Annotated in this window: 12 protein-coding genes; 2 read left to right on the top strand and 10 right to left on the bottom strand. The window is 72.2% G+C overall.

The features are described from left to right. Window positions 1-29: 29 nt before the first annotated feature. Window positions 30-1,517, bottom strand: a complete 1,488-nt coding sequence (locus ABD831_RS15945) for a peroxidase family protein (protein ID WP_344948732.1) — start codon at window positions 1,515-1,517, stop codon at window positions 30-32. Window positions 1,518-1,646: 129 nt separating this feature from the next. On the opposite strand from ABD831_RS15945, the gene ABD831_RS15940 reads away from it, so the two are divergent. Both ABD831_RS15940 and ABD831_RS15935 read left to right on the top strand, forming a co-directional pair. Next, window positions 1,647-2,768, top strand: a complete 1,122-nt coding sequence (locus ABD831_RS15940) for a GuaB3 family IMP dehydrogenase-related protein (protein ID WP_142178735.1) — start codon at window positions 1,647-1,649, stop codon at window positions 2,766-2,768. A gap of 79 nt (window positions 2,769-2,847) precedes the next feature. Beyond that, on the top strand, window positions 2,848-4,515 hold the full coding sequence (locus ABD831_RS15935; RefSeq protein ID WP_344948729.1) for a GMC oxidoreductase: 1,668 nt from the start codon (window positions 2,848-2,850) through the stop codon (window positions 4,513-4,515). 15 nt (window positions 4,516-4,530) lie between these two features. On the opposite strand, the gene ABD831_RS15930 is transcribed toward ABD831_RS15935, so the two are convergent. From ABD831_RS15930 to ABD831_RS15890, 9 genes are all read right to left on the bottom strand, one after another. Next, window positions 4,531-5,550 carry an SMP-30/gluconolactonase/LRE family protein gene (locus tag ABD831_RS15930; protein WP_344948727.1) on the bottom strand — a complete coding sequence of 340 codons (1,020 nt, stop codon included), beginning with the start codon at window positions 5,548-5,550 and terminating at the stop codon, window positions 4,531-4,533. A 294-nt stretch (window positions 5,551-5,844) separates the two neighbouring features. After that, complete coding sequence (locus ABD831_RS15925; protein WP_344948723.1) at window positions 5,845-7,620, bottom strand: ABC transporter ATP-binding protein; 1,776 nt, start codon at window positions 7,618-7,620, stop codon at window positions 5,845-5,847. Then, the gene (locus ABD831_RS15920) at window positions 7,620-9,341 is read right to left on the bottom strand and encodes an ABC transporter ATP-binding protein (protein ID WP_344948720.1); all 1,722 of its coding nucleotides are present in this window, start codon (window positions 9,339-9,341) and stop codon (window positions 7,620-7,622) included. The genes ABD831_RS15925 and ABD831_RS15920 overlap by 1 nt, the downstream gene beginning before the upstream one ends. 131 nt (window positions 9,342-9,472) lie before the next feature. Further along, the gene (gene mnhG, locus ABD831_RS15915) at window positions 9,473-9,838 is read right to left on the bottom strand and encodes a monovalent cation/H(+) antiporter subunit G (RefSeq protein WP_344948717.1); all 366 of its coding nucleotides are present in this window, start codon (window positions 9,836-9,838) and stop codon (window positions 9,473-9,475) included. After that, window positions 9,835-10,161 (bottom strand): monovalent cation/H+ antiporter complex subunit F, encoded by a 327-nt coding sequence (locus tag ABD831_RS15910; protein WP_142178730.1) that lies wholly within the window; start codon window positions 10,159-10,161, stop codon window positions 9,835-9,837. Before ABD831_RS15910 ends, mnhG begins: the two co-directional genes overlap by 4 nt. Then, complete coding sequence (locus ABD831_RS15905; protein ID WP_344948711.1) at window positions 10,158-10,811, bottom strand: Na+/H+ antiporter subunit E; 654 nt, start codon at window positions 10,809-10,811, stop codon at window positions 10,158-10,160. The genes ABD831_RS15910 and ABD831_RS15905 overlap by 4 nt, the downstream gene beginning before the upstream one ends. After that, the gene (locus tag ABD831_RS15900) at window positions 10,808-12,433 is read right to left on the bottom strand and encodes a Na+/H+ antiporter subunit D (RefSeq protein WP_344948708.1); all 1,626 of its coding nucleotides are present in this window, start codon (window positions 12,431-12,433) and stop codon (window positions 10,808-10,810) included. Before ABD831_RS15900 ends, ABD831_RS15905 begins: the two co-directional genes overlap by 4 nt. Further along, window positions 12,430-12,915: a Na(+)/H(+) antiporter subunit C gene (locus ABD831_RS15895; RefSeq protein WP_142178727.1), complete on the bottom strand. Its 486-nt coding sequence runs from the start codon at window positions 12,913-12,915 to the stop codon at window positions 12,430-12,432. The genes ABD831_RS15900 and ABD831_RS15895 overlap by 4 nt, the downstream gene beginning before the upstream one ends. Then, the gene (locus tag ABD831_RS15890) at window positions 12,912-15,785 is read right to left on the bottom strand and encodes a Na+/H+ antiporter subunit A (RefSeq protein ID WP_344948704.1); all 2,874 of its coding nucleotides are present in this window, start codon (window positions 15,783-15,785) and stop codon (window positions 12,912-12,914) included. Before ABD831_RS15890 ends, ABD831_RS15895 begins: the two co-directional genes overlap by 4 nt. Between the last annotated feature and the right edge of the window lie 78 nt (window positions 15,786-15,863).

The following is a 15,863-nucleotide window of genomic DNA, read 5'->3' as shown; positions in this document are numbered from 1 at the left end:
ACGTCGTCGGACGGTGAGCCACCGGCCGCTCAGAAGGTGGCCACGACGCCGGCCGCGGTGAGCAGGTCGACGATGGTGAAGTCGTTCGCGGTGCCGTAGGTCGGGGTCCAGCCCGGGTCCTGCGCGAGGTAGGAGTCCGCGTCGCCCTCGACGAGCCCGAGGAGGACCTCCGCGACGATCCGGCCGCCCACCGGCCCGAGGTGCCGGCCCTGGGCGACGACCTGGGCCTCGCGCAGGATGTAGAACCACAGGGGAGTGCGCAGGTCGAGGTGCAGCGGCGCGAGGTCCGCGAGGTCGGCCGGGGCGAGCACCGGCAGCGACATCGCCCGCGCGACCGCCTGCCCCGAGGGCAGCTTCATCGTCAGCGAGCGGATCAGGTTGCGCTGCGCCAGCGACACCGGGGTCCCGGTCGACTGGCCCATGAGCGCGAAGAGGGGCGACGAGAGCGTCACGTCGATGAGCTTGTTGGGCCGGGCGCGACCGTCGCCGAAGTCGAAGAACGTCTGCCAGTCGACGAAGCGTCGTGGGGCACGGCAGCCGCCGCGCAGGTCCGCCGGGTCGGCCGTGCCGCCCGGGACGGTGTGGTCGAAGATCAGGGCGAAGAACTGCTGGCTCGGGTCGGTCGCGGACGTGCCGAAGTTGGCGCGGTACGACGGGCGCACCTGGGAGTGGCCGAAGCGGTAGGCCGCGACGGAGAACTCGACGGGGATGTACGGGTCGTTGCGCCAGGCGTAGAACGTGCGGCCGTGGGTCAGCACGTCCGAGGCCGTCTGCGTGCCCACGGTCTTGGGCAGGAACTCGTGCAGCACCATCCACTGGTAGTGCCAGCGCACCAGCCGCTGCGCCTCGGCGAAGACCTCCTCGACGGTGAGGACCGCGCCGAGGTCGGCCTTGACGTCGGCGACGACCCGGTTGTGGAAGTGGAGCATCGCGAGGTGCAGCTGGCTGACGATGAGGTTCTCGTCGTTGCGGGGGTCCCCGGTGAGGGCGACGTTCTGGGCGTTGCGGGGCAGGTCCGTCCGGGTCCCCCCGAGGGACACGGCATCGGATCCGGGGATGGCCTCGACGAGGAAGCTCGTGGCGCCGCCGTCGACCGCGTGGTCGTAGAGGAAGGGACTGACGCCCGGGCCGCCGCCGTAGACGCTGTCGAGGTCGAGCGCCGGGATGCGGAAGTTGCGGATCGACTCTGGGTCCTGCCGCCGCGCGAGCGAGCTCGTCGGGTCGAACGTCATGTCGTGGTCGAGGAACTGGCCGAGGAAGGTCATGCCGGCGGTCAGGTCGGGGTTGTTGGGGTTGTGCGCGCTCTGCGTCGGGTCGACGATGAGCGCGACCGGATCGGTGCCCTCCTGCGCGTCCATGATCCCGCCGGGCCTGCCGAGCTCCAGGAGGGCTCGGCGGACGGTGGGCGTGTCGGCGGAGAAGGGCGGCAGCGTCGGGAACAGGCGGCCGAACCGGCCCTGCTCGTAGAAGGTGGACTGTGGCGTGAGGACGCCCGCATCTGCTGTTCCGTGTGCCATGTGGGTCAGTGCCCGCGTCTTATGTGCTGATACGTCCGGCGCTGACGCGTGGCCGGCTCGCCGGCGCGCATCCGGCCCCGGCCCGGACGAGCGCGAGGAACGGCGCCCGGCTGTCGATAGGATCGGTCGGTGACCGAGATCGAGATTGGCCGAGGCAAGCGCGGACGGCGCGCCTACTCCTTCGACGACATCGCCGTCGTGCCCTCGCGGCGCACGCGGGACCCGGAGGAGGTCTCGGTGTCGTGGCAGATCGACGCCTACCACTTCGACATCCCGGTCATGGCCGCCCCGATGGACTCCGTCGTCTCGCCCGAGACCGCGATCGTGCTCGGCAAGCTCGGCGCCCTGCCCGTCCTCGACCTCGAGGGCCTCTGGACCCGCTACGAGGACCCGACCGCGCAGCTGCGCGAGATCGCCGAGATCGGTCCCGAGGACGCGACGGCCCGGATGCAGCAGATCTACGCCGAGCCGATCAAGCCCGAGCTCATCACCGAGCGGCTGCGCCAGCTGCGTGAGGCCGGCGTCACCGTCGCCGGCGCGCTCTCGCCGCAGCGCACGCAGCAGCACTGGAAGACGGTCGTCGACGCCGGCGTCGACCTCTTCGTCATCCGGGGCACGACGGTCTCTGCCGAGCACGTGTCGGGTCGGGCCGAGCCGCTCAACCTCAAGCGCTTCATCTACGAGCTGGACGTGCCCGTCATCGTGGGCGGGGCCGCGTCCTACACGGCCGCCCTGCACCTCATGCGCACCGGTGCAGCCGGTGTCCTCGTGGGCTTCGGCGGGGGCGCGGCCCACACGACGCGCACCGCTCTCGGCATCCACGCGCCGATGGCCTCGGCCGTCGCCGACGTCGCCGCCGCCCGTCGCGACTACCTCGACGAGTCCGGCGGTCGCTACGTCCACGTCATCGCCGACGGCGGGGTCGGCACGTCCGGAGACATCGTCAAGGCCGTCGCGTGCGGCGCCGACGCCGTCATGCTCGGCGCGGCGCTGGCCCGGGCGACGGACGCTCCCGGCGGCGGCTACCACTGGGGTCCGGAGGCCCACCACCAGCAGCTGCCGCGTGGTGAGCGCATCGCCCTCGGCGGCCAGGCGTCGCTCGAGGAGGTCCTCTTCGGTCCGGGACGCCAGGCCGACGGGGCCACCAACGTCATCGGCGCCCTCAAGCGTGCGATGGCCACGACCGGCTACTCCGACGTCAAGGAGTTCCAGCGTGTCGAGGTCGTCGTGTCGCCCTACCTCGGCAACTGACCGGCGGCTCGTCACCGGGGACGTGTGGCGAAGGTTACTGCCGGTAGCCTCTCGCCCCCGCTCTGCCTAGGGTGGGGGCATGGAGTTCGACCACGACGTCGTCGTCATCGGGTCCGGCTTCGGCGGGTCCGTCGCCGCGCTGCGCCTCGCCGAGAAGGGCTACCGCGTCCACGTCTACGAGGCGGGGCGCCGCTTCGAGGACGAGGACTTCGCCCGGACGAGCTGGGACGTGCGGCGCTACCTGTGGGCGCCGCGGCTCGGCCTCTTCGGGGTCCAGCGCATCCACCGGCTGCCCCACTGCCTCATCCTGGGCGGCGCCGGCGTCGGCGGCGGGTCGCTCAACTACGCGAACACCCTCTACGTGCCGCCGGTCCCGTTCTTCCGCGACCGCCAGTGGGGTCACATCACCGACTGGCAGGCCGAGCTGGCACCGCACTACGCGACCGCCCAGCGCATGCTCGGCGTCACGGTCAACCCGTGCGAGGGCCCGGTCGAGCAGCTGATGCGCGACACCGCGGCGGACCTCGGGGTCGCCGATAGCTTCCGCAAGACGCCCGTCGGCGTCTTCTTCGGCGAGCCCGGCAAGCGGGTCCCGGACCCCTACTTCGACGGCCGAGGACCCGAGCGCACCGGCTGCACCGAGTGCGGCAACTGCATGGTGGGCTGCCGCGTCGGCGCCAAGAACACCCTCGTCAAGAACTACCTCGCGCTCGCCGAGCGGCTCGGGGTCGTGATCGAGCCGCTGCGCACGGTGACCCGCGTGCGCCCGCTCGACCCGGCTGCGCCGGAGCAGGGGTATGCCGTCACGACCGTCCGCAGCGGCGCGTGGAGCCGGCGCCGGGCGGGGGAGCGGACGGTCACGGCCGCGCAGGTCGTCGTCGCGGCCGGTGCCTGGGGCACGGCGCAGCTGCTGCAGGCGATGAAGGCGCAGCCCGAGGGGCTCGGACTGCCACGGCTGTCCGACCGGCTCGGGGAGCAGACCCGCACGAACTCCGAGGCGCTCGGCGGCGCGATGACCTCCCGGGTCCCGGGCGATGTCGACCTCACCAAGGGCGTCGCCATCACGTCGAGCTTCCACGTCACCGACACCACGCACGTCGAGAACGTCCGCTACGGCAAGGGCTCCAACCTCATGGGAGCGCTCGCCGTCATGCAGGTCGACGGCGGTGGCGGCATACCACGGTGGTTGCGGTTCGTCGGCACGGCCGGGCGACACCCGCTCGTCTTCGCCCGGTCCCTGTCGACCCGGCGCTGGAGCGAGCGCACGGTCATCGCCCTCGTCATGCAGACGAGCGACAACTCGATCTCCGTCCGCCGCCGGCGTGGCCTGCTCGGGTGGGGGCTGACGTCGGAGCAGGGCCACGGCGAGCCGAACCCGACCTACATCCCCGAGGGCAACGTGGCGGTGCGGGCGATGGCCTCGCGTCTCGAGCGCGCCACGGGAGAGCGGGCGTGGCCCGGCTCGTCCATCGGCGAGGTCCTCGACATCCCCATGACGGCGCACTTCCTCGGCGGGGCGGTCATCTCCGACTCGCCGGAGACCGGCGTCATCGACCCCTACCAGCGCGTGTGGGGCTACCCGGGGCTGCACGTGCTCGACGGGTCGGCGGTGTCGGCCAACCTCGGCGTCAACCCCAGCCTGACCATCACGGCGCAGGCCGAGCGCGCGGTGTCGCTGTGGCCGGCTCGCGGTGAGACCGACCGGCGGCCGGCCCAGGGCGAGGCCTACCGCCTCGTCGACGCCTGACCCCGGGCGCGAGCCTCAGCCGGTGGGCGTCAGGCGCAGGATGACGTCGGTCTGGTCGTCCGAGACGTAGATGCGTCCCGCCGCATCGACGAGCAGGCCCTGCGGCTCGATGAGTCCGGAGCGGGCCAGCACCGTGGAGGGGCCTCCGGCGAGCGGCCACCGTCGGAGGTCGTGCCGGACGTGCCGGACGTCCGTCACCAGCAGGTTGCCGTGGCCGTCGAGGGCGAGGTCGTCGGGCATGCTGGCGCGCGCGACGCGAGTGTGGCTGCCATCCGCGCCGAGTCGCCACACGTCGCCGCCGCACTCGTCCGCGACGTAGACCGAGCCGTCGGGACCGACCGCCGCACCGACCGGGTGCACGAAACCGCCGGACAGCCGGGTGCGGTTCGAGCCGTCCGGGGCCATCCGGTAGATGGCGCCGGTGACCGGGTCCGGCACGACGAGGGTGTGCGTGGTTGCGTCCCAAGCGATCCCGTCGACACCCTCATGGCAGGTGACCTTGACCGGCCGGCCGGGCAACGTCGTCAGGACGTGCGCGCGGGAGGCACGGGGCGCGAACGCGAGCACCCGGTTCGTGTTCTCCTCGGCGACGACGAGGGTGCCGTCGGCGAGCAGGACCAGGCCCTCGGGACCGTCGAGGCCGCGGTGGATGACCGTGCTCGTGCCGTCTGCGCGCAACAGGCTGATCGTTCCGCTGGTGTAGTCGCTGTAGAGCAGCGCCCCTGACGCGTCGAGGACGAGGTCGTCGGGGTGGTCGCTGCCGTGGTGCACGACGGTCGAGCGGTACGAGGTCGGTGCGGGACCGGCGCCGGTGGGGGGCCGCGTCGTCCGTCCAGGGCCGGTTGCCGGGGGCGAGGTGCGGGGAGAGCTCGACGGCGGGACCGAGGAGGGCGGGGACGTCGGGGACGTAGGGGACGAGGTCGCCGTCAGTGGGGGCCGGGTGGCCGACGTGGTCGGTGTGGTCGGCGGCGACGTGCAGGCCGCGAGCGCGACGAGGGCCGCGATGGCGGTGATGAGACGGGGCAGCCCGTTCATGGTCCGACGGTAGGCACCGAGCCTGTGACGCAGCGGGGAGCCGGCGCGCGGTCCACCCCAAGAGAGAGGGAGGGTGAGGCCGTCACCCCTCAGAGACGGCCCCACCCGGCGGTGCGGGCTAGCAACCGGTCGAGAAACAGCCCGGCACCGCGCTGACAACGAGGCAGCCGGGGCCGGGTTACGGGTCCTGTCGTTTCTTTGCCGAAGTCGTTTCGGGGCCCTGCTCGCGCGTGACGACGGAGCCACCAGACCCCCTGGGGGTCTGGTCGGGTGGCCCCGTCGTCAGGGCGCCGGTCAGCGGGCGGGCTGGGGCTCGTCGCGCCACGAGCGCCACAGGGCGGCATACGCCCCGTCGGCCTCGAGCAGCTCCTCGTGCGAACCGATCTCGCTGATCCGGCCGTCCTCGACGACACAGACGCGGTCGGCGTCGTGCGCCGTCATGAGGCGGTGGGCGATGGCGACGACCGTGCGCCCCTCGACCACGGCGGCCAGCGACCGCTCGAGGTGCCGGGCCGCCCGTGGGTCGAGCAGCGAGGTGGCCTCGTCGAGGACCAGCGTGTGCGGGTCCGCGAGGACGAGCCGCGCGAGGGCCAGCTGCTGCGCCTGCGGCTCGGTGAGGCGGTGGCCGCCCGAGCCGACGACGGTGTCGAGCCCGTCGGGCAGCGCGAGCGCCCAGCCTCGCGCATCGACGGCGGAGAGCGCCTCGAGCAGCTGTTCGCGAGTGGCCCCCGGCCGCGCGAGGCGCAGGTTGTCCTCGAGGGAGCCGACGAAGACGTGGTGCTCCTGCGTCACGAGCGCGACCTGGCCGCGCAGCTGCGCGAGCTCGAGGTCGACGAGGCGCACACCGCCGACGTCGACGCGTCCCTCGCGGGGCCCGTCGATGCCGGCCATGAGGCGGCCGAGCGTCGACTTGCCCGCGCCGGACGGGCCGACGATGGCGAGGCGCTCACCCGGTCGGAGGTCGAGCGAGACGCCGCGCAGGACGTCGCGGCCCGCCCGGTAGGAGTAGTGCACGTCCTCGACCTCGAGGCGGTCGTCCTCCGGCTCCTCACCGGTCGCGGCCCGGTCGGCCGGCACGTCCGCGATGCCGATGACGCGGGCCAGGCTCGTCGCGCCGACCTGGATCTCGTCGAGCCACGAGATGAGCTCGTCGAGGGGCCCCGCCATCTGCTGGACGTAGAGCGCCACCGCGGTGACCGTGCCGGCCGTCGCGACGTCGCGCGAGATGAGGTAGCCGCCCCACAGCAGGGTGACCGCCACGGGGGCGAAGAAGGCGAACTCGACCGAGGGGAACCACCGCATGCGCAGCTTCAGCGTGTAGAGCTCGGCGTCGTAGCAGTCGTGCAGGGCGTCGTCCATGCGCTGGCGCCGACGGCTGCGCAGGCCGAGGGCGTCGACGGTGCGGGCACCGTCGGCGGACTCCGTGACGACGCCGTTGAGCACGGCATACGTCGCGCGCTCGCGCAGGTAGCCGTCGGGAGCGTGGCGCAGGTAGCGCCGCGTCGACAGCACGAGGATCGGCACCCCGACGACGATCGCCAGCGCGACCTGCCACCCGGTCAGGAAGGCGGCGACGACGGTGATGGCCGTCGTGACGGCGCCGACGAAGATCGACGGGATGCCGAAGCGGATGACGTGCGAGAGCGCCTCGACGTCGTTGGTCGTGCGCGAGACGAGGTCGCCGGTGCCGGCGCGCTCGACGGTCGAGAGCGGCAGCTCGACGACCCGCTCCATGAACTGCTCGCGCAGCTCGGCGAAGACCGTCTCGCCCATGACGAACGAGGCGCGCCGGGCGAACCACGTGACGACCGTCTGCACGACGACGGCACCGGCGATCCACAGGGCCAGCCGGTTGACGACGTCGAGGGACCGCCCGTGGCTGATCTCGTCGACGAGGAGGCCGATGACGCGCGGGGCCACGAGGGCCGCGCAGGCGGCGACGGCGTGCAGTCCGATGACCGTCGCGAGGCTGCCGCGGTGACGGCGGAGCAGCCCGCGCGTGTGGTTCCTGACCGAGTCCATGTCGGCCACGGGAAGGGTGCGCGTGGACGGCGCTGGTGTCAGCGACATCAGTCCTCCTCTCCTCGGACGACGGTGCGTCGGTAGTCGGGATCGTCGGCCATCAGCTGGCCGTGGGTGCCGGTCGCTGCGACCGTGCCCTCGCGCAGGAAGACGACGTGGTCGGCCTGGTCGAGGATGAGCGGGCTCGCCGACATGACGACCGTGGTGCGTCCCTCGCGAGCCGCGGCCAGGCGTCCGGCGATGCGGGCCTCGGTGTGGGCGTCGACGGCGCTCGTCGGCTCGACGAGCACGAGGGTCTCGGCACCCGTGAGCAGCGCGCGGGTCAGTGCCAGGCGCTGGCGCTGGCCGCCGGAGAAGGCGCGGCCGCGCTCCTCGACCTCGTTGTCGAGACCCCCCGGCAGGGCTTCGAGCACGTCGTCGCCACTCGCGACGGAGAGCGCGTCGAGGATCGTCGCGTCGTCGTGCTCCCCCCAGGGGTCGAGCTCGTCGCGGAGCGTGCCCGTGAACAGGCGCGGGTCGGTCTCGGACACGACGATGCGCCGACGCACCTCTGTGAGTGAGGCGTCGGCCAGGCGCGTGCCGTCGAGGCGCACGTCCGTCTCGCCGGCGCCGAAGCGGCCGAGCCGGTCCGCGAGGGCGGCGGACTGCTCCGGGCGGGCCGAGACGACCACGGTGAGGCGACCGGGCTCGATGGTCACACCGCTGGCGGGGTCGACGAGACGCGCCGGCCCGCTCGGGAGCGGCTGGGCATCCTGGGTGTCGACGTCATCGGGCTCGACGCGCAGGATCGTCGTCAGCTTGCGGGCGCCGATGTGGGCGCGGGTCGCCCGGTCGACCATCTCGGTCGCGGTGCGCAGCGGGATGACGAGGAAGGCGGTGTAGCCGTAGAAGGCGACGAGCTGGCCCGCGGTGATCTCGCCCGCGATGGCGAAGCGGGCACCGAGCCACACCACGACGAGGACGAAGAGCCCGGGCAGCAGCACCTGTGCCGCGTCGAGCGCCGCCTGGTACCCGGCCACCCGGTTGCCCACCCGGCGCACGGACTGCGACTGGACGGCATACCTGCTCAGGAAGGTGTGCTCGTCGCCGATGCCGCGCAGCACGCGAAGGCCGGCGACGGTGTCGGCGCCGAGCCCGATGAGCTTGCCCGACTCCTCGCGCTGGGCGAGCTGGCGCGCCTGGAGCGGGCGGACGATGAAGGTGAGACAGGCCACGAGCACCGGCACACCGATGAGGACCACGAGGCCGAGCGGTGTCGAGGCGTTGAGCAGGATGAGGGCGACGACGACGTAGGACACGACGGCGCCGGCGAACCGCGCTGACACGTCGTAGAGTCCGCCGATGCGCATCGCGTCGGAGCTGACCGTGGCGACGACGTCACCGGTCGGGACCGAGCGCGTCAGCGCCTCACCGGTGTCGGCCGCCTTGTGGCCGATGAGCTGGGCCGAGCGGAAGGCTCCCTGCATCCAGTTCGCCACGGCGTACTTGTGCCGCATCGCGCCGGACAGGGCGCTGATCGTCACGAGGCCGACGAGGATGCCGCACCACAGCAGGAGGGAGCCGGCGTCACCGCCGATGATGCCCTCGTCGATGGCCTTGCCCATCGCGGCGGGGAAGAGCGCCTGGCTGACGAGCCACACGATGCCGAAGGCGATGGCGACGACGAGGGTGCGCCACTGACCCCTGCCGACCCACCGGAGGTATGCCGTCGGGCTCGTCAGGTCGGGTGTGCCTGGGTCGGCGTGGGGCAGCGAGATCACTTGGTTCATCGTACGGTCGGCGACGGAGCGCCTCACACCATTTATCGTCGGGGTCACCGCCCGACCGTAGGACCTCAAGCCGACTGGAGGTCAAAACCCTTGGGGCGTATGCCGTTCGGCCGGGTACCCGTCAGCTCCCGTCACTTAGACGGATCGCTGTCCGGGCGGTCGAGCGCCTCCGAGAGCTCGTCGACCTCGAGGGTGTCGGCGTCGACGCACCGGTTGCGGTAGGCGGCCCGACCGACGAGGTGCGCCGAGACCGGCGAGGTGAAGAACTGCGTCGCGGCGAGCAGGACGAGCGTCGTGAGGGTCGCCCACGTGCGCAGCGTCGACGCGAGCCCCGTGAGGATGAGGATGAGCCCCAGCGTCTGCGGCTTCGTCGCGGCGTGCAGCCGCGACAGCGTGTCGGGGAAGCGCACGAGGCCGACGGCCCCGGCGAGGCAGAGGAACGAGCCGAGCAGCAGGCACACGGCACCGGCGACGTCGAGCACGGCGGTCCAGGTCATGACTGCTCCCACGCCTCGGGCTGCTGACGCGGCTCCGGGTGGTCGGCCACGTCGGCGTCGGGCTCGTCGGAGTCGCGGGACAGGAACCGGGTGACGGCGACGCCGCCGACGAAGCCCACGAGGCCGAGGATCATCAGCAGGGGCAGGTAGGTCGTCGTGTGCTGTCGCGCCGACTCGAGGGCGACGCCGGCGATGACGATGACGAGCAGGATCTCGGCGGCGACGATGCGGTCGAGGTTGCTCGGGCCCTTGAAGAGGCGCACGAGGACGAGCGCAGCCGCCACGCCGAGCATGGCGAGCGAGATGCCGAGGACGACGGTCACGGGTGCTCCTCCCCGTCGGGGCCGGTGTCGGGGCGGGTGCCAGGCCGGGTGTCGGGGTCAAGCCCGGTCGGCCACGGGCTGCCCGTCTCGATCGCGGCGATCTCCGCGCGCGAGCCCAAGGCCCGCACCACGCGGCGCTCGACGTCGAGGACGTGGGCGCGCTGCTGCTCGATCCGGCCCTCGCGCTCCACGTCGAGCAGGTGCAGGTAGAGCACCGAGGTCGAGCGCCGCGCGTCGATGACGACCGACCCCGGCACGAGGGCGATGAGCTCGGCCGTGATCGTGAGGTAGAAGTCGGAGCGCGAGCGCAGCTGCACCTCGATGACGGCGTTGCGCGGGCGACGACGACCGAACGCCAGGCGCAGGACCTGCCACGAGGAGGCGACGAGGTCGACGAGGAAGTGCCCGATGAGCAGCAGCACCCGGTGCGGGCGCAGGCGGCCCTGGAACTCGATCGAGGGCAGCGGGAACGCGTAGGTCACGAGGAGCCCGACGAGGACGCCGTTGACGACGTTGCCCCAGGTGAGGCGGTCCCACAGCAGCACCCAGGCCAGCGCGATGGTCGCGACGGCACGCGGCTGGAGCACGCGCCGCCGGCGGCGCGGCGACTCGGGGCCGCGCGGTGCGGTCTCCGTGCGGACCTCGCTCATCGCCGGACCTCCACGGGCAGGACGCTCGTGATGTAGGGGTCACGGCTCATGAGGTCGCTCGCGGCCCGCTGGGTGTAGGCGAAGAGCGGCCCGGCGACGACGGTGATGAGCAGCCCCACGAGCGTCATCGCGGCCGTGGCCCCGAGCATCGTTCGCGGCAGGGCCCGCGGGCTCGCGTCGACGAGCACGGCGCTCGCGGGGTCGGTGGCGGGCTCGACGTCGAGGGTGCCGTCCTGCAGGGCTGCGGCCGTCTCGGTCGAGCGAGGGGCGTCGGCGAGGGTGCGCCAGAAGGCCTGGCTCCAGACCTTGGCGAGCGCGTAGAGCGTCAGCAGGCTCGTGACGATGCCGCCGACGACGAGCAGCCACGCGAGCGGTGTGCCCACGGAGATCCCGGCGTCGAGCAGCCCCACCTTGGCGAGGAACCCCGAGAGCGGCGGGATGCCCGAGAGGTTCATCGCCGAGACGAAGAAGAGCGTCGCGAGGACGGGGGAGGCCACGGCCAGCCCACCGAGACGGTCGAGCGAGGTGGTTCCCCCGAGGCGCTCGACGAGCCCGGTGATGAGGAAGAGCGCGGTCTGGATCGTGATGTGGTGCGCGACGTAGAAGATCGCACCCGCGGTGCCCTGCGGGGTCGCCAGGGCGATGCCGAAGATCATGTAGCCGATGTGGCTGACGAGGGTGAACGACAGGATCCTCTTCAGGCCCGACTGCGACACGGCGCCGAGGATGCCGATGACCATCGTCAGCAGCGCTGCCCACATGAGCAGGCCCTGCAGCGGCGAGTCGGGGAAGAGCAGGGTCTGGGTGCGGATGATCGCGTAGACGCCGACCTTCGTCAGCAGGCCGGCGAACACCGCGGTGACCGGCGCCGGCGCTGTGGGGTAGCTGTCGGGGAGCCACGCCGACATCGGGAAGACGGCGGCCTTGATGGCGAAGGCCGTGAGCAGCGAGAGCTGGAGCACGAGCGCGACGCCGGGGGACAGGTCTCCGATGCGGATCGCGAGCTGGGCGAGGTTGACGGTCCCCGTCGCGGCATACACCGCGGCGATCCCCACGAGGAAGAGCGCGGAGCTGAGGAGGCTGACGACGACGTAGGTCGTGCCCGCGTGGATGCGCGCCGCGGCGCCGCCGAGGGTGATGAGGACGTAGGAGCTGAAGAGCAGGATCTCGAAGCCGACGAAGAGGTTGAAGAGGTCCCCGGCGAGGAACGCGTTGGAGACGCCCGCCGCGAGCACGAGGTAGGTCGGGTGGAAGATCGTCAGCGGCGTCTCGCTCTCCGTCTCGTCGTCGCTGTCGGCCTGGCCCTGACCGATGGCGAAGACGAGCACGAGCAGGGTGACGATCGCGGAGACGAGCAGCATGAGGGCGCTGAGGCGGTCGGCGACGAGCGAGATCCCGAGCGGTTCCTGCCACGCGCCGAGCCACAGCACCTGCGGGCCGTTGACGTCGGTCTGCCACACGAGGACGACGGCGACGGCGACGACGGCGGCGAGCACGGCGATGCTGACGCCTCGCTGCAGCCGTGGGGAGCGACGGAAGGCGAGGGTCAGGGCGGCCCCGAGCAGCGGGAGCAGCACGGGCATCGGCACGAGGTCGGTCACAGTGAAGTCGGTGGGGTTCATGGGCGTCGTGGGCTCCCGTCGCCGTCGGCGAGCTCGTCGGACGTCGTCGTCGACTCCTCGGAGGGGTCGTAGGTCGATGACGTCTGGTCCTCGATCGCGAGGCGCTGGATGCGGGCGTCCTCGGCGTCGTCGGGCACGTCGTCGGTGCCGGAGATCTGCCAGAGCCGGTAGGACATGGCGAGCAGGAAGCCGATCGTCGCGAGCGAGATGACGATCGCGGTCAGGACCATGGCCTGGGGCAGCGGGTCGCTGATCGCAGCCGGGTCCTCGCCGACGAACGGGGCGCGTCCGGCGCGCCCGCTGACGACGAGGTAGAGCACGGCGATGCCGTTGCCGATGAGCACCATGCCGAGCAGGACGCGAACGAGGCTGCGGTCGAGGGCCAGGGCGGTGCCGGCGGCGACGAGGCCGACCGTGACGAGCACGAGCGTGATGTTCGGCTGCAGGGTCGACTCGATGAGCGTGGGAGCGAGGGTGGTCATGACCGGACCGCCTCCTCCTGGTCACCGGACGCGTCGGCCCCTTCGGCCTCCACGGCGATCTGCCGGTCGATGCCCGTGCCGAGGCTGCGCACGATGTCGAGCATCATGCCGACGACGATGAGGTAGACGCCGATGTCGAAGACGAGTGAGGTCACGAGGTGCACCTCGCCCCACGGCGGCAGGGTGAAGTCGACCGCCGTGGTCTCGAGGATCGTGCCGCCGAACGCCAGAGGTGCCAGCGCCGATCCGACCGCGACGAGCAGGCCGAGGCCGACGAGCAGGCCGGCGTCGAAGGGCGCTGCCTCGTCGAGCTCGTAGCGACCGCCCGCGAGGTAGCGCACGACGAGGGCGAGCCCGGCGACCAGTCCACCGGCGAAACCACCGCCAGGCTGGTTGTGCCCGGAGAAGAGGAGGAAGAGCGAGGCGGCGAGCATGATGTGGAAGACGAGCCGGGTCACGACCTCGAAGATGACCGAGCGCTTCTCCGTCCGCATCGTCCGGCCGCCGTGCAGCCACGTGCCGCGGCCGGGGCTGCTCGACGGCAGCGACTTCGACGTCGCGCGCGACAACCGGGTGTTGCGGGTGCGCACGAAGATCAGGCTCGCGATGCCGGTCGCGGCGGCCACGAGCACCGACACCTCGCCGAGGGTGTCCCAGGCGCGGATGTCGACGAGCGTGACGTTGACGATGTTCTTGCCGTGCCCGAAGGCGTAGGCCTCCGTGGGGAACCCGGCCGAGACCGGCTCCGCGGTGCGACCGCCCGAGGCGACGAGCGCGATGGCGCCGACCGACGCCCCCACGGCCGCACCGAGCACGATGCGCCAGGTGCGCGACGGTGAGTGCGGGTGCCGGGTGAACTTCGTGGGCAGGCGGCGAAGCGCGAGGACGAAGACGACGAGCGAGACCGTCTCGACGAGCATCTGGGTGATGGCGAGGTCGGGGGCGCCGTGCAGGATGAAGAGCAGCGAGACGCCGTAGCCGGTGGCGCCCACGAGCATGACCGCGGTGAGCCGGCGTCGGGTGACGAGCACCAGCACGGCGGCCGCGACGACGACGACGCCCACGACGGCCTGACCCGGGTTGTCCCAGAGGCGGACCTGCGGGAACGTGCCCTGCGTCACCGCGGCCACGCCCGGGAGCGCGACGAAGACGATGAGGATGCCGGCGAGGTAGATCGGGAGCGACCCGCGCTGGGTGACGGCCGTCGTCTCCACGGCGCCGCGGTCGACCCACCGCAGCGTGCGGGCGAAGCCCCGTTCGCCGTCGACGACGGCCGGGACCCCGGACTGCACCCGGGCGACGAGGTCGCGCTGGGCGAAGAGCACGAGACCGACGGCCACGGACACGAGCGAGAGCAGGAGGGGCGCGGTGACGCCGTGCCACAGCGCGAGCGGCTGGGGCTCGCCGCCGACGGGGAACCCCACGGCATACGGCAGCAGCCAGGGCGACTCGAGGGGGGCCAGCAGGCCGAGCAGCAGGCTGGCGACGCCGAGCAGCAGGGGAGCGAGCACGAAACCCGGGTGGGCGGCCTTGACCCGGGTGGGTGCGACGCCGGGCTTCGTCGCGAAGGCGCCCCAGAGGAAGCGCGCGGTGTAGGCGACCGTCAGCGCCGAGCCGGCGACGACGCCGATGATCGCCAGCCAGCTCCACGGCGCCGGCAGGGGAGCCGACGTGTGCACGTCCTCCCACAGGGACTCGAGCGCGCTCTCCTTGGACACGAAGCCTGCGAGGGGCACGATCCCGGCCATCGAGAGACCGGCGAGCGTCGCCGGCACCGCGACCGGCAGCAGGCGGCGCCCCACGCCGGAGAGCTCGCGCAGGTCACGCGTGCCGGCGCACTTGTCGATGACGCCGACCGTGAGGAAGAGCGTCGACTTGAAGAGGGCGTGCGCGATGACGAGTGCGAGGGCCGACAGGGCCGACGCCTTCGTGCCGAGGCCGGCGATGGCCACGATGAAGCCGAGCTGGCTCACGGTGCCGTAGGCCAGGAGCAGCTTGATGTCGTGCTGGCGCAGGGCCCGCCAGCCGCCGACGAGCATCGTGAAGAGGCCGAGGCCGACGGTGAGCGCGTGCCAGGCCGGGGCTCCGGCGAAGACGGGCGCGAGGAGCGCGACGAGGTAGATGCCGGCCTTGACCATCGCGGCGGCGTGGAGGTAGGCGCTGACCGGGGTCGGTGCGGCCATGGCACCCGGCAGCCAGAAGTGGAAGGGCACGAGGGCCGACTTGCTCAGGGCTCCGACGAGGAGCAGCACGACGGCAGCGACCGTCAGGGCATCGAGCGGCGGCGGGTCGGCGAGCAGTCCGGAGATCGAGTAGGTGTGGTGCACGCCGAGCGTGATGATGCCGATGAGCATCGCCAAGCCGCCGAACGTCGTGACGATGAGCGCCTGCATCGCCGCGCGCCGGTTGGTCGAGCTCGCCGGGTTGTGGCCGATGAGCAGGTAGGAGAAGACCGTCGTCAGCTCCCAGAACACGTAGAGCACGAGGAAGTTGTCGGTGAGGACGAGCCCGAGCATCGCGCCGGCGAACGCCGTGAAGACCGACGTGAAGCGCCACAGCGTCGGGTCGCGGTCGGTGAAGTACCAGGTGCAGTAGAGCAGGACGAGTGCACCGACGCCGGTGACGAGCAGACCGAGCACCCACGACAGGGTGGTGACCCGGAAGTCGAGGTCGAGGCCGAGACCGGGGACCCACGAGATCCGTTGTGTCGGAAGGTTGCCCGCACGCACGTCGTTGGAGACGGACACGAGCCAGCCGAACGAGATCGCGGGCGCGAGCGCCAGGACCGGAAACGCCTTGGTGCGCAGGACCTTGGCCAGCCACGGCGCGAGGGCGGCAGCAATCAGGTGCAGGAGCAGGAGTTGCGCCACGGCGGCCCTTCGGTCGTCGGGTGGGGTAGAGCTCGGTCCACGTCAGGTCAGGTCGTGGTCCAATCCTAGGTGCAGTGA

It is taken from the genome of Terrabacter ginsenosidimutans (assembly GCF_039539425.1).
Taxonomy (GTDB): Bacteria; Actinomycetota; Actinomycetes; order Actinomycetales; family Dermatophilaceae; genus Terrabacter; species Terrabacter ginsenosidimutans.
Note: the sequence above shows the minus strand (reverse complement) of the source record. Positions and strands in the feature narration are given on the sequence as shown.